Source organism: Staphylococcus gallinarum (genome assembly GCF_029774255.1).
Taxonomy (GTDB): domain Bacteria; phylum Bacillota; class Bacilli; order Staphylococcales; family Staphylococcaceae; genus Staphylococcus; species Staphylococcus gallinarum.
This window is the reverse complement of record NZ_CP069082.1, coordinates 296,898-316,086: the sequence shown is the minus strand read 5'-3', so window position 1 is coordinate 316,086 and position 19,189 is coordinate 296,898. Positions and strand designations below refer to the sequence as shown.

The window sequence follows — 19,189 nt, the reverse complement described above, 5'->3', positions numbered from 1 at the left end:
TTTTATCATACTATAGTTGAAATAAGTAAAAGGAGTGGTAAGAATGAACAAAGAACAATTGGATAAAGTAAAAAATGGTAAAGGCTTCATCGCTGCATTAGACCAAAGCGGCGGCAGCACACCTAAAGCGCTTAGTGATTATGGCGTTACTGAAGATCAATATAATAGTGAAGACGAAATGTTTAAACTTGTTCACGATATGCGTACACGTATCGTTTCATCACCTGCCTTCACTTCAGATAAAATTGTAGGGGCTATTCTTTTCGAACAAACGATGGATCGTGAAGTCGAAGGTAAGCATACTGGAGATTACTTAGCTGACAAAGGAATTGTACCATTCTTGAAAGTTGATAAAGGTTTGGCTGACGAACAAGATGGTGTACAAGTTATGAAACCTATTCCTGATTTAGATGCATTATTAAGCCGAGCTAATGATCATAAGATTTTCGGTACAAAAATGCGTTCAAATATCCTTAAATTCAACAAAGATGGTATAGATTCAGTTGTTAAACAACAATTTGATATTGCTAAACAAATAATTGCTGCAGGCCTTGTACCAATTATTGAACCAGAGGTTAATATTCACTCTGAAGACAAGGCAGAAATCGAAGCTTATTTAGCAGAAGCAATCGCTAAAGAGTTAGACAACTTAACAGAAGATCAATTAGTGATGTTGAAATTATCAATTCCTACAAATGCAAATCAATATGAATCATTAATCAATCATCCAAACGTAGTACGTGTTGTTGCTCTATCTGGTGGATATAGTAGAGAGGATGCTAATGCATTACTTAAACAAAATAATGGTTTAATCGCAAGCTTCTCTCGTGCATTAATCAATGATCTAAATGTAAATCAATCAGATGAAGAGTTCGATAAAGTTTTAGGTGACACAATCGATTCTATCTATGATGCATCAGTTAATAAAGGGTAATCGTTGAACTGCAAACTATTGATTGTCGATACTCATTTCCCAGGAAATGAAAAGCACTGTAAATCAATAGACAATTTTAAATATGCGTTCTGTTTGAGACATAAATAGTTCAGATTCAAATAAAAACGTCATTTTCTATAATAAAACAGAAATTGACGTTTTTTCATGAGCATGATATATTCATAGATTAAGTCAGCATAAATAATTAAAATAACACGAAAAAGTCGATTGAACTCATTGCTCAATCGACTTTTTTCTATGATTCAATTCATATCAAAGCTACTATTGCTCTTGATTTTTCGTAAATGCTACATGCTCATCACTGTGTTTACGACTACCTTGTGTCATGTATAATACGAGTGCAATTAAATACCAAGCTATAACAATCAACCATTCTGATGGCCAAGCAAGTGAAGAAGGCATTCCAGGCATATAAATTAATAAGAATCCCACACTTAAAACAATGGCCACTATACCGACAAACATGCCATTTCTAATATGATATGGACGCTTTAAATCTGGCTGTGATTTACGTAGTTTAATAAATGAAATCGCTACTAATAAGTATCCTAATACTACTCCGATACCGCCTGCATTGACAATCCAAACTAATGCTGGACGTCCAAGAAGTGGTGCTACAAAGGCAAGTACTCCTAAAAAGATAATACCGTGTGTTGGTGTTTTATATTTAGGATGAATATAAGCAAACCATTTGGGAATCATACCATTATTTGCCATTGCATATAAGATACGACTACCACCTATAATAAAAGCATTCCAACTAGTAATAATACCTGCGACACCACCTAATACAAGTAACACCCCAAAGCCACTGTGTCCAAAAAGATTAACCATTGCATCAGCAGTTGCCAAATTACTTGTCGTAAGTGCTTTTGGCGATAGTCCAGCAGCTACACCAAAGACAATTAATAAATAAAAAATCACAGAGGCGATAATGGATAATATTAAAATACCTCCAATTTTCTTAGAAGGTGCCTTAACCTCCTCGGCAATCTGTGGAATAACATCAAACCCAACAAATAAAAATGGGATCATCATAAGTACTGACATCGTACCACCAAGTCCATTTTCAAATGGTGTTAAATGACTAAAGTTACCGTTAAATCCTGCACCAAATACGAGCAATAGACCTACTGCAACAATAAAAATAGTAAAGACGGTTTGCATAATTGCAGCTGGTTTTACACCAAAGTAATTTAATGATGTTAATATAATGCTACCTACAGATCCAATTAACACCCATGTAAAATAAACATCCCATCCTGCAATGTTCCACATCAAACCTTGATGTTTAAATGGGATGACATAATCAATAACGGTAGGCAGTGCCACCGCTTCAAATGTAATCACTGAAACATAACCAAATAGTACAGACCAACCTGAAATAAATGCAATACCCGGTGAAAATGCCTTCTTTACAAATACAAAGCCACCTCCTGTTTCCGGGATTGCAGAAGCAAGTTCTGCATATGTTAAACCAATCACTATGACCAATATACCACCAATGACAAATGCGATAATACTACCAACAAAGCCTGCAGTCGACACCCATTCTCCAGATAAGACAACCCATCCCCATCCTAACATGGCGCCTATCGCTAAAAATAAGACATCTACTACATTCATTGTTTTATTAAATTGTGATTTCATCAGCATACCCCTTTTAATGAATTTAAAATTTAATATGTGAGAATAGGTTGAAATGACCTAAATTTTGCATGTCACTCCAACCTATTCACATTCAAACTACATTAATGCTAATAAAGTAGTTGTTACTACAAAATTTTAAAATGTAATCTATAATCCAACTGATAAATATTTAGTTTCTAAGTAAGGCTCAATGCCCTCTGTTCCACCTTCTCGACCATATCCACTTTCTTTTAGACCACCAAATGGCGCATGTGCAGCAGAAGGACCACCGTCATTCCATCCAATCACACCATAGTCAAGTTCACTAAATAATTTCAAGCCTGTTCGATAATCATTAGTGAAGAAATACGATGCTAACCCAAATTCAGTATCATTTGCGATGCCAATAACTTCATCTAAATCTTCATATGTCATTACTGGCGCTATCGGACCAAAGGTTTCTTCGAACATCGGTTTCATCTCTAATGTTGCATTGGAAATGACGACTGGCTTTAAGAAATTACCGCCAAGTGATTTAATTTCGTCAATACTTCTTGATAACGTTGCACCCTTCGCTTCACAATCTGTAATATGTGTTAAGACTTTTTCTACTGCTTCATTATCGATCAATGGTCCAATATCTACTTCTTCCAATCCATTACCAATAGTTAATGCATGCACTTTATCAGTAAGTTTTTGAACATATTCATCCGCAATCGCTTTATGCACAAAAATTCTATTAGCACAAATACACGTTTGACCAGCATTTCTAAATTTAGAAGCAATCGTCCCATCCACTGCAGCATCTATATCAGCGTCTTTGTGCACGATAAACGGTGCTAATCCACCTAGTTCCATCGTCGCATTTTTAACTGTGTCAGCAGATTGTTCGATTAACTTTTTACCAACACCAGTAGAACCTGTAAATGTTACTTTATTAATTCTTGGATGTTTAGTGAAGATGTCTCCTGCATCTCTACCTGAAGCGATAATATAAGAAATGGCATCTTCTGGTATACCTGCCTCATGTGCTAGTTCCACTAACTTAATTGTTGTTAATGGTGTTTTAACTGCGGGTTTACAAACAATCGTACATCCAGCCGCTAATGCTGGTGCCATTTTTCGAGTAATCATAGCTGCAGGAAAATTCCATGGTGTAATTGCACCTACAACGCCAACTGGGAATTTATCAACGACAATCTTTTTTGATGAAGTATTTGCTGGTATTGTACGACCATATACACGTTTGGCTTCTTCTGCATACCATTTCACATATGAATTAGCATATACAATTTCACCTTTAGCTTCAGCTAATGGTTTACCACCTTCAAGTGTTACTAATTTCGCTAATTCATCTTGATGTTCATCTATTAATTCAGCCCATTTAAATAATTTTGCTGAGCGCTCATGTACATCGACAAACCGCCATGTTTGAAACGCATTGTATGCACGTTCAATCTTTGCATCAATGTCTTCATGGCTTGTATAGTCTATACTTTCGATGACTTCATTTGTAGCAGGGTTCAATACATCTAATTGTGTCATTTTGAATCTCTCCTCTTGATAAAATAATTTCATAGCACTACTATGCCATACCCTTTTTGAAAAATATTTTACTGCTTTACGATGGTTGTGTAGAGGCTACTTTTGCAAATGCATCTTGTAAGATCTTTAACCCAGTGTTTAACTCATCATCAGTAATTACTAATGGGGCCAAGAAACGAATGACATTCCCTTTTATACCTGCAGACAATAATAGCAAGCCGTGCTCATTTGCCGTTTTTACTATTTTGCTTGTAAGTACTTTGTCAGGTTCTCCTGTTTCTGGATTAATAATCTCCATTGCTACCATTGCACCTAGTCGTCTAATTGGACCAATACTGTCATAAGTGTGCGTTAATTCTTGTAAGAATTGTTCGATATTATGACCTAATGTCTCTGCTTTTTCATTAAGTTGTTCTTTTTCAATAATTTCGATAACTTTTAATGCGGCTTCACATGCTAACGGATTACCAGCATACGTACCTCCTAATTCACCTGGGTTTGCGCTATCCACTATTTCCGCTTTACCTACAACACCACTGAGTGGAAATCCTGCCGCTAATGATTTGGAAACTGTCATTAAATCTGGTTCAACGTCAAAGTGCTCTATTGCAAAGGTTTTACCTGTTCTTGCAAAACCTGTTTGAATCTCATCTGCCACAAATACAATACCGTTAGACTCACAAATTGCTTTCACAGCCTGCACAAATTTACGATCCGGAATTATAAATCCACCCTCACCTTGTACAGGCTCCATAACAATACAAGCAACTTCACTAGGATCTACTGTTTCAATAAAGAAATCATGTAACTTTTGAATAACTTGATCTACGTATTCTGCATTAGAAAGTGTATTAGGCTTTTCTGAAACATTTGGATAGGGTGCTTGATATACTTCAGGCGCAAATGGACCAAAACCATACTTGTATGGTCTAACCTTACTCGTCATAGACATTGTCAAATTTGTTCGTCCATGAAACCCTCTAACGAATGAAACTACTGCTTGTCTGCCAGTATATTTTCTAGCTATCTTCACGGCGTTTTCCACTGCTTCTGCGCCAGAATTTAAAAGAATGCTCTTTTTAGCAAAGTTACCTGGTGTAATTTCTGCTAATTTTTGTGCTAATTTTAAGTAACTTTCATACATAATGACATTAAAACCAGGATGTATAAATTTATCTAATTGTTCCTTTAAGTGTTTCGTAATCTCAGGGTGTGTGTGACCAACATTTAATGTGCCAATTGCACCTGCAAAATCAATAAAAGTATTGCCATCTATATCTTTAATCGTTGCGCCACTTGCTGTATCTGCTACATGTAAATTACCGTTTCCTACCCCTCTAGCTACATATTGTTCACGTATTGTCTTATAATATTCGAATTGTTCAGTCATAATTAGCCCCCTTAACCTTTCGATAAAGTATTATCGTTATCTAAAAATTTAAAATATAGTTGGTATTGTGTAAAGTACCAGTTTTTTATAAAATAATGGAACCAGTTTAACCGAGCAATACTTTTTTAAGACAACGAACCGCGTCATCAAGCTGTTCAATCTTTATTTTTGAAAACCCTATAATCAACGTTTTAACACCATTATTTTCTTTAAGCGCTTTCACAATGAAACGATTAATCGTATATAATTCTAACTTGGCCTCTTTAGCACGTTGCTCTATTTCCTCATATGTAAATGGTGATTTCACATCAATCATAAAATGCAATCCCGCTTCGGTATCTTTAATATTCACCTTATCTTGAAATGCTTGTTGTAACGCTACTATTAATTGCTCTCTTTTTCTGCCATAGTGCTGGTGCATCTTTTTCACGTACTTTTCATAATATCCTTCTTTAATCATAAGATTAAGTGTCAGTGCATTTAACATAGAAAAATCAGGTATCATATCGAAGTTATGCGTTTCAAATTTTTGCACAAGTGCAGGTGGTAGAATCATATAACTCAGTCTTAATCCTGGCATCAATGTTTTTGAAAATGTCCCCAAATATATCACACTTTCATTTTTATCAAAGCTATATAATGACGGAATATTATCTGTCTGATATTTGAACTCACTATCATAATCATCTTCTATAATATAACTATTGGTTGTACTCGCCCAATTCAATAAATCAATTCTTCTCGAGACAGGCATGATAATACCAGTCGGAAATTGGTGTGATGGTGTCACAATAACTGCATCTGGTTGTGTTGCATTAATTTGATTAATGGATATACCTTTTCCATCCAATTCAAGTGGAATTGTTGTTGTTCCTCCTTCATTTAACAAATTACGGAATCTAGAATATCCTGGATTTTCGACGCCAATTTTCACCTCAGTAGGTAACAGTTGCATTAAGCGTTTCAACAAAGTGTTTGTGCCAGATCCTATAATAATTTGTTCTGGATGACACTGGATACCTCGTTGATAAGAAACGAGTTTAGCAATTGATTGACGTAATTCAATCGGCCCCTTAATATTTGGAATTGCTGATAAGTAATATTCATAATTATCAAATACACGTTTCAGTAACTTAGTCCAAACATCTACCGGAAATTCAGACATATCCGTGCTCATATGAGAAAAGGAATATTCATATAATTGTGGCTTGCCTTCTTTATACTGCCCTAATGTCTTTTGTGCATCTGGGTCAACAATAAGTTGATCTAGCGGTTCGATAAAATAACCCTTACGTTCTTTGGCATATATATAACCTTCTGCTAATAACTGTTCATATGCTGATTTCACACTGTTAACACTTACATTTAAAGTTTCTGCCATTCCCCTTTTAGATGGCAACTTTTCGTGACTTTCATATTTAAAGGATAAAATATCTTCCTTTAATCGCGTATAAATTTGCCGATAAATATATTGATTTGTTTCACCTTGCATACAAATCCTCCCCTTGAAATACCTTATAATTAAACAATTATACACATAGTTAGAATACATTGATAAATAAATATAAATGCTTTAACACATTTTGGAAAATTGTTTGAGTAAAAAAGGAATTGAATAAGATAGTGAAAAAGGACAAATGCTCCCGAAATTGGACAGACGTTGCTTTAATTACATTGATTGAATAGTAAAAAGTAACTTACTTCGTTATTGTTGTCACTTTCAACAGCTAAGTATTGTGTGAGACTGTTGAGCTATAAGGATGCATGTCGAGGTCAAGGGAATGACCCAATGCCTTAGGTCAATGAAGGTTAACAATACTCAGTTTTATTATAACGACAACCACCCCGAAAGATTCTATCTTTCGGGGTGGTTGTTTCTCCATCATTTATATCTCAAATTATTTCATTATCGAAGTTTTTCACAATAACAATACATGCTTTCAAACAAATATTTCATCTTCCATCTCAAAGCATAGCTAAGAAGATGAATACTTTTTAGCGCATATGAACTAAATCAAATCTGTTGCAGCAATCCTATACACTATGTACAGCTTAAAGAATTGGTGATGCTAATTTAGCAATGGATTGTTTGAATTTAATCCAATTTGAACGTTGTTCATATCTTTCAATTGTTAAAGCTTTAGATACCTTTAAATCTTCAAAAAATGCTTCCTTCAATTGTTTAGCAACATTTTCATCATACATAAAGGCATTAATTTCAAAGTTTAATTCAAAACTGCGTATATCCATATTTGAAGAACCCACACTTGATACTTCGTCGTCAATAATCATCATCTTAGAATGAATAAAGCCATTTTCATAGGTATAAACCTTAACACCATCTCTAATCAATTGTGCGACACTCGTAATGGTTGCCCAATATACAAACATGTGATCAGGCTTATTAGGAATGATTAATTGTACATCGACACCCGACTTGGCGGCGATTCGTAGTGCATTAATATAACCTTTGTCCGGAATAAAGTACGGGCTATGCATGTAAATTGATTTCTTCGCATTCATAATCATCTTCATATAGCCAAATTCAATTTGATGCCAATTATCACTCGGTGCACTCACTGCCATTTGCATCGATACGTCGCCACCTTGATTAGCATTATCTGGGAAATATTTGTCATTATACTCTAATTGTTCACGTTTAGCTTGTGAATTCCAATCATGTATAAAGCTCAATTGCAATGCATCGACACCATCGCCTCTAACTTTTAAGTGAGTGTCTCTCCAATAACCAAATTTATCATTCAAACCAAGATATTCGTCACCAATATTAAATCCACCTACATAACCCATTTGACCGTCAATAACTACAATCTTACGATGGTTACGGTTATTTACTCTAAAGTTTATGAATGGAATTTTAGCTTGGAAAAATGCTTCAACCTGCCCACCAAGCTGTTGAAACTTCTTGAAATTAGATTTATGAACTGTCTTAGAACCGACTGCATCATATAATAATTTAACTTCTAGACCCTGTTCTAATTTTTCTTCAAGTATATCGATAATTTCCGTGCCGAGCCCATCAAGTTCTAAAACATAGTATTCCATATGAATATATGTTTGTGCATTGCGCAAGTCCTCTTTCATTTGTCGATATAATTCATGACCATCCGTAAAAATTTCAACTTTATTATTGTTACTTAAAAACGAAGGTTCTTTAGTCATGAGTGTTTGTGCAATATCCGCATGCTTTCTGACAATCGGATTATCTGAATTTTCGATATGGTTCGTTGAATCGTCTAATTGTTTCTTAACGCGTTCTAAAGCATCATCTATTTGATTATGTTGGAAGCCTTTTTCCCTTTTTTTCCTAACAGCACGTCCAAAGAATATATATGCTATAAATCCTAAGATAGGCATTACAAATAATAAGAATAACCATGCCCATGTTGCTGTCGCATCTCTACGGTCTCTATCTAAAAATACGATAATAAGTGCAAGCACTATATTCATCACAAAGAAAAATGCGAGCACACCGCGATAAATCGGACTAACACTAGCATCAAATATTAACTGCATAATTTCACCCCGTGGTCTAAGTTTTTAATAAAATAATGATTAACTTTCCCCATTACTTTAAATCATAAACCATGCTATTTTCAATATTAGTTACTAATAATAAGCAAGAAATTGCTATATCTGTATATAGGAGCAAGATTAATCATCCAAGCTATTTTTTTAGTGACTGTTCAATCGTACGGTTTCGCCCTGCTTGAGAACCAAATAACGTTAAGCCAATAGCTGTAATTAATAGAATAGCTAATGAGGCATACCATTCTCCTGTCATATCATGTAGGATACCAAATAACAATGGACCTAGTGCTGCAAATAGATAACCAATAGATTGCGCCATACCTGACAATTTCGCTGCAGTTTGTCCTTCTTCTGTTCTCAAACTAAAGAACGTATTAACTAATCCAAAAGCAAGGCCACCAGCTACACCTATGAGTATTGTAGAAACAATTGCATACTTAGGTATAAACAACATAATTGCTACACCAATCACAAATAATATACCTGTAAAGCATGTTAGGCCAAACTGTGACTTCATTTTTGTAGCAAATATTGGTGTTATAAAGGTAAATGGTATGATAGCAATCTGCATTACAGATAAATACAGTCCTGCCTCATGTACGGATAAACCACTTTGCGATAGATATACCGGCATCCAATTTATTAATGAATAGAAGATGAGTGATTGTCCGCCCATCAATATAGTTATTTGCCATGATAATGGTGATTTCCATACATTAATATTACTTTCATTATATGTCTTAGTTAATTGTTCCTTCCCCTTTAATTGTACTGACCAAATCACTATTGTTATCAGGGTTACAATTCCTATGAGACCTAAAGCAATATTATAATTAAACGTCTTTACGAGTGGTGCAGTTGTATACGAAGACAGTCCACCAAATACATTCATTACAACGGTATAATAACCAGTCATAATACCAATACGTAGCGGAAACTTGGTCTTTATAACTGCTGGTGCGAGTACATTACCGAAACCTACACCAATACCGATGAGTATAGTCCCTATGTACAGCCAAGATACACCTGTGATCGAACGTACTACCACGCCTATAAAGATAAGACACAATGCTCCAAATATGGTCTGTTCCAAACCGAATCGATAGCTTGTTTTAGCAGCAACTAACGAAATAACTGCAAATGATAATAACGGTACTACAGTGATTACACTTACTGCACTATTTGATAACATCAAATCTTCTTTTATATTGGGTAATGCTACACCTACTGAGGTGATTGGCGCCCTCAGATTAGCGCCCACTAGTAATACACTTATAAATAACAACCAATTAAACGGTTGTAATGAACGACTCTTATCCATTTAAACCACCTTTAGTAGAGATATTTTTTAAAAACAACACACTATATGGTACAATACGTACGTAATATTGTAAATAGGAGCGATTGAAGTGTATAATATTCAGAATATAGTGGCACAAAACATTGCCAATTACCGCAAACGCCACCAACTTAGTTTAGAGAAGCTATCTACGCTAACTGGTGTTAGTAAAAACATGCTAAGTCAAATTGAAAAGGGCGTTTCTAATCCGACCATCACTACTTTATGGAAAATTGCTAACGGCCTACATTTGTCTTTATCTCAGCTCACTGCCGAAAGTGAGAATGATATCGACTTTATCGATGAAACAGATATTATCCCAATCAAAGATGATAAAGTAACAATTTATCCATATTTTCCTTATGATGAGCATAAAAAATTTGAAATGTTCAAAATGGAAATACAAGGTAACGGCAAAATGACTTCTGCAGCACACCATCAACATTCAGAAGAATACATTATCGTTAATACTGGTGTACTAGAAATCGAAGTAAATAACCAAATATATTCAATTAACCATAATCAAGCCTTACGATTCAAAAGTGATGTACCACACACATACAGAAACCCACAAGACACACCTGTGAATTTCACTGCTACAATTTATTATCAATAAACCCGCTTCGACTTAGTTCTTTAAAACAAAAATAAACATACAATAAGACTTTCACTAATTACTTGAAATGTCTTATTGTATGTTTAATTAATCATGTAGTAACTCAGTTACTGTTGCTCGCCAACGTAATACAGTGTCTTTAGGATTACGTAATTGAATGGATATACCTGAAGTTATATCCGCATACTTTGCACTATCTATCTTTATATTGCGAATTTCACCTTCAAATTTTAGCCTATCATCATTCCCCTCAAATTGTGATTGATATTCTCGAACACTTAGTTCAATATAATAAACTTGTTGATCATAAACAAATACAATGTTCGCTTTACCATTTAAGCGTAATCCTTGTACTGTTGTAGTATTTGGCCACAATGCAAAGCGCAAATGTTCCATATCAATTGCAACAATTTCTCCTACACTTAGCATTGCCGTATGTGGGTATCCGTCAATGGTTACAGTCTGAAAGATGAACACTATATCTTGTTTTTCCTCTAAATGACTTCCATTAAATAATTTATAGACTATTTTGGGCATAACCATATACTCTATAACCTCCTATTACTTACCTTTCAAATTTGGGATAGGCGGTATTTGATCTAGCTGCGTAAATGTCTCTGGTCTTAATTTAAAATCGGGATTATATTTTTCTGGATTAGTGATGTGTTCACTTTCTGTATTACGCCATGAGAATGTACAAGTATCACAAATATAAACTTCCCATGCATCATCTTTAGGTGCCTTAGTTAATAAATTCACACTTTTCGATTCACATCTTGGACAAATCATATTAATCTTCCTTCCTATTCACCATATTATCTAGAATTTCTCTCCATTTATCAGTATCTTCTGGTGTACCTAGCAATTCAGTATCGCGTGCCTTATCAGCCCCTACAGGTGTTGTAGCATCAATTACTAACTTTGTATGCATACCAGCCGGTTCTGAAGATGGATCTAAAGGCATGCCCGGCGCATGTGGTACTTTAAATACGTCTTTATCGGGTCTCACTCTGGTTGTTAATGCCCACATTACTTGCTCTAAATTAAATGGATCAACAAACTCATCTACAATAATGGCAATTTTTGTGTAAGGCATGCCATGTGGTGTTGATAGCAAACGCATTGCTACAGCTTTCCCATAGCCACCAAGTCTTGATTTTGTTGAAACTATTGCGCCGATACCATGTGTATACATTGCGTTAACTGCTTCTACCTCTGGAAAATCCCTTTTAAGTTGTTTATATAATGGTAAGCTCGTATTCAAAGCAATTAGATAATCAATTTCAGTCCATGGCATACCAAGATATAAATTTTCAAAAATAGGATTATCTCTATGAGTGATTTTTGTAATTTTAACTACTGGTTGTTGTCTTGATCCAGAATAACTACCTGGAAACTCACCAAATGGTCCTTCAATCTCACGTTTTCGTGGTTCAATATAACCTTCCAAAACAATTTCACTTCTCGCAGGTATGTCTAAATGACCGTCTTCCGTTTTTGTTAATTCAATAGGTTCACCTTTAAGTGCCCCAGCAAAATCATATTCGGATTGTACGTATTCAATTGGAGTACTAGCCATAAAACTAAGTACAGGATCATTACCTAAACAAATAGCAATCGGTAATGGTTCATCACGTTCTTCAGCATGTTGTAAATGCACTGCAATGTCATGAAATGGTAAAGGTTGTATACCTACCTTATCCTTTCCTTTAACTTGAACACGATAAGTTCCTGCGTTTTGTTCTTCATAATTATCTGGTTTATCTGGATCTTTACTCACAATCAAGGCTTTTGATAAATAATAACCTGCATCATATTCATTGATTCTGAATAAAGGTAATACATCAAATAAGTTAATTCCGTCTTCCTCTGAAATTATGTTCTCTTTAACTGGGGATTGCTCTCGTTCAATCCATTTTGGCTTAATTGGATATTTTTCCCATTTTTCTTTTAAAGCAAAAAACTGATCCTTAATGGAAGTATTTTTAGGTAAATTCAACATCAATGCATGATTTTGCCAACTTCCATGTACATTTAATACTACTGGCGTATGATAACCTCTAACATTCTCTACTAGTACAGCTGGCGCACTATCTAAATCCGGTGCATTACGCCCTATAGCACTTAAATCCGGTTCAGGCATAACTTCATCAGTTATTTTAACTAACTGCTGTTCTTTTTCTAATACTTTTAAAAATCCTCTTAAATCTTGATATGCCATTATTAACTTCCTTTCTTTATGTTATAGCTCTTTTTAAATTTCTCTTTTTAAAACCTGTCCATATTTTATCTTCAGGCAATTGATGAATGTTAAATTGAGATAATAATCGAAATACAATATGATCTATCATTTCATTTAAATCTAAAGGATGATTGTAAAATGCGGGCATTGGAGGAAAAATAGATACACCCATTTGCGATAGTTTTAGCATATGTTCTAGATGAATAGCATTCAATGGTGTTTCCCTAGTCATCAATAATAATTGTTTACGCTCTTTCAATATGACATCTGCCGCACGAGTAATAAGATTATCGGCAAGACCTAAACTTATTGAAGCTAAAGATTTCATACTACATGGAGCAACAATCATGCCATCAATATTAAAAGATCCACTAGAAATTGCAGCGCCTAAATCACTTGGGGAATAAGAATAATCAGCTATTGATTTCACTTCATCAACGCTATACTCTGTTTCCTCAACAATAGTAGTAACAGCCCACTTAGACAATACTAAATGCGTTTCAACATCTTCTACCTGATTTAATACTTCTAATAAACGAATGCCAAATATTGCACCCGTAGCTCCGGAAATACCTATTATCAATTTCATGTAAAAGACTCCTTTCATTCATTAGTATAAACCGACATACTATAATACAATAAATATATATTAAATATATATTAGATACTTTTTGAGTATTAAAAGGAGTGGCAAAATGGAATTAAGACATTTACGTTATTTTTTAGCAATTGCCAAAGCAGGGAGTATCTCAAGTGCAGCAGAGATATTACACATCGCTCAACCGCCTTTAAGTAGACAATTAAAAGATTTGGAAAGAGAATTAGGATTTGAATTATTTGAAAGAAATAAGAAAAGAAAGGTACAACTCACTGATCAAGGGCGATTTTTTGTTAATAAAGCACAACTCATCTTGAATACAATAGATGATTCAGTAATGGAGACCCAAGAATTCCATGAGCAGGTAGAGCAATCATTAGCTATCGGTACTACAATATATAGTTCAAATAAAATGTTTGAACAGATTGAACAGTTCAAACAACTATATACAGATGTTCGTTTTAACATTTGGGAATCTGATAGCATTAATATTATTAAACTTTTAAATGAACGAAAATTAGATATCGCTTATATCAACGAAACCATACAAAACAATACTATACACAGCAAACATATTCACACCGACCAGTGTGTATGTATTATCCCTCAAAACATAGCACAACATATAACAGAAGAGATAATTTCATTAGAAGTATTAGCTCAGTTACCACTAGTTTTATTAATCTCTGATACAGAGTCAGGACTCCACAAACAGATACTCAATACTTTTCATGCTCATCAACTTTCAGCAAATATATTGTGCGAATGCCATGATTCATCAATATTAATGCAAATATTATCAAAAGGATTTGGTGTGACCATCTTACCTTATAATTCAATTACGCCTGATATTTTAGATCATTATGTAGTAAAGGAAATTGAAGGTCATCCATGGACCACAACAACTAATTTAATTTGGCGTAAAAATAGTTATCTCCCTAAAATGGTACAAGCTTTTCTACATCAACATGATGATTAAAATTACAGTCAATCATGCTATTACCACAAAAATGACGGAAATCAAAAACATGATTTCCGTCAACTTAGTTATCTCATTATTTTATTGTTCATTTTGTGGATATGTGTAATTTAAATCCCAACCAATATTGTATTTATCAACTAGTTTGGCATATTTTGCACCCCAAAACATATCTGCAAGTTCAATATAAACTTGGGCGTCTTCCTTTAACTGCTCATAGGCCGTTGTTACAGCTTCTTCACTATCAAATTCTAATACAATATAAACATTTCTATCCTTTATAGCCGCTTGGTCATTTTTCGGAATATCAGATAACATAAATGTTTGACCATCAATATCTAATTGCGAATGTATAATACGGTCTGGATCGTCTGCTGACGTTTCATTAGCTTCGCCATAGGTCATTATGCCCTTTATATTTCCGTCTAACGCTTTACTATAAAATTCTAGCGCTTCTTTACAGTTTCCATTAAAAAATAAATATGGTGTGACATTTTGCAACATAAAACCCACTCCTTTGTGATAATTTATTTTAAATGTTGCATTATATCCTTACCCATTTAACATTAATAACCACCTAATATTTCCAATATTTATCCAACAAACTATTATTTTATAAAAATTGTTCAATATAAAATGCTGATTCTTCAATAGATTTATATTCTGTATTGATTACCCGAGCATTTAATTTAGCAAAAATTTCTTCTGCATAGAGCAATTCTTCTCTAATTCGCTCGACACTATTATAATTCGTCGGTCCATGTAAACCTAAAACCTTAACACGTTCATTTCTAATATTTAAAATATACTCTGGACTTGCAGTGAGTCCAAAAACCTTTAAATTTTTAAAATTAAATACTTCATCTGGAATCTCTACCTCTGGAACTAACGGAATATTCGCTACTTTATAACCTTTATTGGCTAGATACATACTGAGCGGTGTCTTCGATGTTCTAGACACTCCGACAATCAATGCATCCGCTTCGCCAATAGCTTCATAGTGTTTACCATCATCATATTTCACTGAATATTCGATCGCTGCTATACGTTTAAAATATTGCTCATCTAACTTTCGTAATGCACCACTTTCCAATATTGGATTTGAGTGTGTACGATTTTGAATAATATGAATTAAGTCAGACATATAATCCACATAAGGAATATTATGTTCTACTGCATAGGATTGACCTAAGCGATTGAATTCCGGGTTTACTAATGTAGTTACAACAATTGCTGCACGTGTATTTGCCCTTTCTAATATTCGAAGTAATTCCTCTTCACCTTTAATATAAGGGAATTTCTTAATTTCAACTTCTGCAATATCTGGGAATTGTGACAGTGTTGCATGGATCATCCGCTGCGCTGTTTCCCCAATTGAATCTGAAATCACAAATATAATGAGCTTACCGTTATTTTGTACGTTAGACATTGATTCTACCGCCTTTAACTTCACTTTGTGCTGTTGATAATAAGGCTCCTGGCACTCTAAAAGGAGAACAAGATACATAATCAATAGACAGCTTATTGAAGTATGCTATTGATTTACTATCTCCACCTAATTCACCACAAACGCCAATTTTAAGCTGTGGATTTACTTCCTTTGCCTGTTGTACAGCTAATTTAATTAATGCCCCAACCCCGTCAATATCTATCGTTTGGAATGGGTCAATCTCTAAGATACCTTGTTCAGTGTATTGGTTGATAAACTTACCTGCGTCATCTCTTGAAAAGCCATACGTTAACTGTGTTAAATCATTGGTACCAAAACTGAAAAAGTCACATGTTTTCGCCAATTGATCAGCAATGAGACACGCTCTTGGCGTTTCAATCATTGTTCCAATTAAATACGGTATGGAAACATCAGCCTCATTCTGTAACCGATCGATACACTCAATAATTTGTTGTTTCAGTATTTCAAACTCAGCCACTGTGGATACGAGTGGTATCATAATTTCAGGTTTAGTATCTACACCTTGCTGTTTTAACTTTATCGCACTCCCTATAATAGCTTCTACTTGCATAACATATAACTCAGGATACGTTATAGCCAAGCGACATCCTCTATGACCGAGCATCGGGTTGACTTCTTCTAATTGACCGATATATTGTTCAAGTACTGGCACAGTAACGTCAAGTTGATTTGCTACATTCACCTTTTCTTCTTGAGAATGAGGTAAAAATTCATGCAATGGAGGATCTAATAATCTAATAATCGTAGGTCTATCGCCAGATAATTTCAAAATATGCTCAAAGTCTTCACATTGGTAATCACGTATTTTATTGAGTGCTGAAATGCGAGATACCTGACTATCTGCTAAAATAAAACGTCTCATTTCTACTAAACGTTCAGGACCAAAGAACATATGCTCAGTTCTTACCAATCCTATACCTGTGGCACCAAATTGATAACCGACTTCGATATCTTGTGGCGTTTCAGCGTTCATGCGTACATTTAATCTAGCCACCTCTTCTGACCATTGCATAAACTGATTAAATGCTTCACTACGTTCTGCTTTCATGGTAGCGACCTTTCCTAAATATAAATCACCTTTTGCACCATCCACTGATACAACGTCGCCTTCAAACAATTTACCTCCAGGATAAGAAACCACCTTGTCTTTAATGTTAATTTCTAATTCTGCACAACCAGTGACGCAACATTTTCCCATACCCCGAGCAACAACTGCTGCATGAGATGTCATACCACCATGTGTCGTTACAATTGCTTCACTTGCCACCATACCTTCAATATCTTCCGGTGATGTTTCAGGTCGCATGAGGATTACCTTCTCACCTATTTCAGCTTGGATTTTAGCTTCTTCTGCAGAAAATACAATCTTCCCGCTACTAGCACCTGGACTTGCTGGCAACCCTGACTTTGAAATGACCGTAGCTTCAGCAAGTGCAACTTCATCAAAGTTAGGATGTAACAATTGATCTATTGACTTAACATCGACATTTTGCACAGCAGTTTCTTTAGAAATCACACCTTCATTGACTAAATCAACTGCTATATGAATGGCTGCATTTGCCGTACGTTTACCATTACGTGTTTGCAAAATATATAATTGTTCATTTTCAATTGTAAATTCAATATCTTGCATATCTTTGTAATGCGTTTCTAATTTTTGTGATACCTCTACAAATTGTTGATGAACTTCTGGCATCTGCTCCTTTAATACATTGATATCTAATGGTGTTCTAATACCTGCAACTACATCTTCACCTTGTGCATTCAGTAAATACTCACCAAACAATTTTGCTTCGCCTGTCACAGGATTACGTGTAAAGGCAACACCTGTTCCACTACGCGCACCACTATTACCAAACACCATTTCTTGTATGTTCACTGCTGTACCAATATCATGTGGTATATCATTTAGATTTCTATAGACTCTCGCGCGATGATTGTCCCAAGATTTGAATACTGCCTCAATCGCTTCAGTAAGTTGTTGAGTTGGTTCTTGTGGAAATGGTTTATTTGCCTCATCTAAATAAACATCCTTGTAGTAATCACATATTTCTTGTAAACCTTCGGCAGGGATGTCTGCATCATTTTGATAACCATGTTGAGCTTTATATTGCTCAAAATATGTATCAAATGACGCCATTGGAATATCATAAACAACTTCACCAAACATCTGTAGCAATCTTCTATAACAATCATATGCAAAACGTGCATCATCGGTCTTACGTGCCAACGTCAAAACATTTTCATCATTTAACCCTAAGTTTAAAATTGTATCCATCATACCAGGCATAGAAATTTTTGCGCCACTTCGTACAGAGACTAATAGTAAATCCGAATCTGCAGAAAATGATTTATGAGTTCGCTTTGAGAATGCTGATAATTGGTTATCTAACTCTGATAATAACTCAGCAGATAATTTCGACCCATGTTGTAAATATTCAATACATGCTTCTGTAGTAATCGTAAAACCATCTGGCACAGGTAAACCTATACGTTTCATCTCTGCTAAGTTGGCACCTTTACCTCCAAGTAAATCTTTCATTGATTTTCGACCTTCATCAAATGCATAAATATATTGTGTCATACTAAATCACCTCTAATAGTTAATATGTTATACTAATTTCTATAGAGTATGTCACATTATAGGATGAATAACAACTAAAAAGATGAGTTTTCACACAATAGATTTATTTTTACCGTGACATTTAATTACATAAAAAAACCCAAGTAGTAAGTTACATACTACTTGGGTCGCTTCTATCAGTTCTTCGTCACTTCCTGAATGATCTCAATCATGTATCGTTTCTCAGTTTGAAAATCACCTTATTAAATTAACTTAATTATCGTTTATTTAATTCACTGTAAGCAAGGCT

Annotated in this window: 16 protein-coding genes; 3 read left to right on the top strand and 13 right to left on the bottom strand. The window is 34.7% G+C overall.

The genetic code is table 11. The features are described from left to right. Positions 1 to 43 precede the first annotated feature (43 nt). Positions 44 to 934 carry a fructose bisphosphate aldolase gene (locus JN168_RS01280; RefSeq protein WP_042740466.1) on the top strand — a complete coding sequence of 297 codons (891 nt, stop codon included), beginning with the start codon at positions 44 to 46 and terminating at the stop codon, positions 932 to 934. 282 nt (positions 935 to 1,216) lie between these two features. Here JN168_RS01280 and JN168_RS01275 read toward each other — a convergent pair whose 3' ends face one another. From JN168_RS01275 to JN168_RS01250, 6 genes are all read right to left on the bottom strand, one after another. Then, the gene (locus JN168_RS01275) at positions 1,217 to 2,605 is read right to left on the bottom strand and encodes an APC family permease (protein ID WP_107526849.1); all 1,389 of its coding nucleotides are present in this window, start codon (positions 2,603 to 2,605) and stop codon (positions 1,217 to 1,219) included. A gap of 147 nt (positions 2,606 to 2,752) precedes the next feature. After that, on the bottom strand, positions 2,753 to 4,129 hold the full coding sequence (locus JN168_RS01270; protein ID WP_279526100.1) for an NAD-dependent succinate-semialdehyde dehydrogenase: 1,377 nt from the start codon (positions 4,127 to 4,129) through the stop codon (positions 2,753 to 2,755). A gap of 76 nt (positions 4,130 to 4,205) precedes the next feature. After that, positions 4,206 to 5,519 (bottom strand): 4-aminobutyrate--2-oxoglutarate transaminase, encoded by a 1,314-nt coding sequence (gabT, locus tag JN168_RS01265; protein WP_232139630.1) that lies wholly within the window; start codon positions 5,517 to 5,519, stop codon positions 4,206 to 4,208. A gap of 106 nt (positions 5,520 to 5,625) precedes the next feature. After that, the gene (gabR, locus tag JN168_RS01260) at positions 5,626 to 7,011 is read right to left on the bottom strand and encodes a MocR-like transcriptional regulator GabR (RefSeq protein ID WP_229366489.1); all 1,386 of its coding nucleotides are present in this window, start codon (positions 7,009 to 7,011) and stop codon (positions 5,626 to 5,628) included. A gap of 560 nt (positions 7,012 to 7,571) precedes the next feature. Then, positions 7,572 to 9,056 (bottom strand): cardiolipin synthase, encoded by a 1,485-nt coding sequence (cls, locus tag JN168_RS01255; RefSeq protein WP_107579438.1) that lies wholly within the window; start codon positions 9,054 to 9,056, stop codon positions 7,572 to 7,574. A 151-nt stretch (positions 9,057 to 9,207) separates the two neighbouring features. Further along, the gene (locus tag JN168_RS01250; protein ID WP_042740472.1) at positions 9,208 to 10,392 is read right to left on the bottom strand and encodes a CynX/NimT family MFS transporter; all 1,185 of its coding nucleotides are present in this window, start codon (positions 10,390 to 10,392) and stop codon (positions 9,208 to 9,210) included. Between the two features lie 88 nt (positions 10,393 to 10,480). Here JN168_RS01250 and JN168_RS01245 point away from each other — a divergent pair, with 88 nt between their 5' ends. Further along, positions 10,481 to 11,026 carry a helix-turn-helix domain-containing protein gene (locus JN168_RS01245; RefSeq protein ID WP_229366488.1) on the top strand — a complete coding sequence of 182 codons (546 nt, stop codon included), beginning with the start codon at positions 10,481 to 10,483 and terminating at the stop codon, positions 11,024 to 11,026. A gap of 87 nt (positions 11,027 to 11,113) precedes the next feature. On the opposite strand, the gene JN168_RS01240 is transcribed toward JN168_RS01245, so the two are convergent. The 4 genes from JN168_RS01240 to JN168_RS01225 are packed head-to-tail and all read right to left on the bottom strand — an operon-like array spanning position 11,114 to position 13,857. Continuing rightward, positions 11,114 to 11,569, bottom strand: a complete 456-nt coding sequence (locus JN168_RS01240; RefSeq protein WP_042740474.1) for a PNPOx family protein — start codon at positions 11,567 to 11,569, stop codon at positions 11,114 to 11,116. An 18-nt stretch (positions 11,570 to 11,587) separates the two neighbouring features. After that, entirely contained in the window at positions 11,588 to 11,815 is a 228-nt protein-coding gene (locus tag JN168_RS01235) for a non-oxidative hydroxyarylic acid decarboxylases subunit D (RefSeq protein ID WP_042740475.1), read from the bottom strand. 1 nt (position 11,816) lies between these two features. Beyond that, the gene (locus JN168_RS01230; protein WP_042740476.1) at positions 11,817 to 13,247 is read right to left on the bottom strand and encodes a non-oxidative hydroxyarylic acid decarboxylases subunit C; all 1,431 of its coding nucleotides are present in this window, start codon (positions 13,245 to 13,247) and stop codon (positions 11,817 to 11,819) included. 16 nt (positions 13,248 to 13,263) lie between these two features. Then, positions 13,264 to 13,857, bottom strand: a complete 594-nt coding sequence (locus JN168_RS01225) for a UbiX family flavin prenyltransferase (protein WP_042740477.1) — start codon at positions 13,855 to 13,857, stop codon at positions 13,264 to 13,266. 106 nt (positions 13,858 to 13,963) lie between these two features. Here JN168_RS01225 and JN168_RS01220 point away from each other — a divergent pair, with 106 nt between their 5' ends. Continuing rightward, positions 13,964 to 14,845 (top strand): LysR family transcriptional regulator, encoded by an 882-nt coding sequence (locus JN168_RS01220; protein ID WP_042740478.1) that lies wholly within the window; start codon positions 13,964 to 13,966, stop codon positions 14,843 to 14,845. 81 nt (positions 14,846 to 14,926) lie between these two features. Here the strand turns inward: JN168_RS01220 and JN168_RS01215 are convergent, their stop codons facing one another. From JN168_RS01215 to ppdK, 3 genes are all read right to left on the bottom strand, one after another. Further along, complete coding sequence (locus JN168_RS01215) at positions 14,927 to 15,349, bottom strand: VOC family protein (RefSeq protein ID WP_279526099.1); 423 nt, start codon at positions 15,347 to 15,349, stop codon at positions 14,927 to 14,929. Positions 15,350 to 15,458: 109 nt separating this feature from the next. Further along, entirely contained in the window at positions 15,459 to 16,274 is an 816-nt protein-coding gene (locus JN168_RS01210) for a pyruvate, water dikinase regulatory protein (RefSeq protein WP_232139628.1), read from the bottom strand. Continuing rightward, positions 16,267 to 18,900, bottom strand: a complete 2,634-nt coding sequence (gene ppdK, locus JN168_RS01205) for a pyruvate, phosphate dikinase (RefSeq protein WP_279526098.1) — start codon at positions 18,898 to 18,900, stop codon at positions 16,267 to 16,269. The genes JN168_RS01210 and ppdK overlap by 8 nt, the downstream gene beginning before the upstream one ends. Positions 18,901 to 19,189 lie beyond the last annotated feature (289 nt).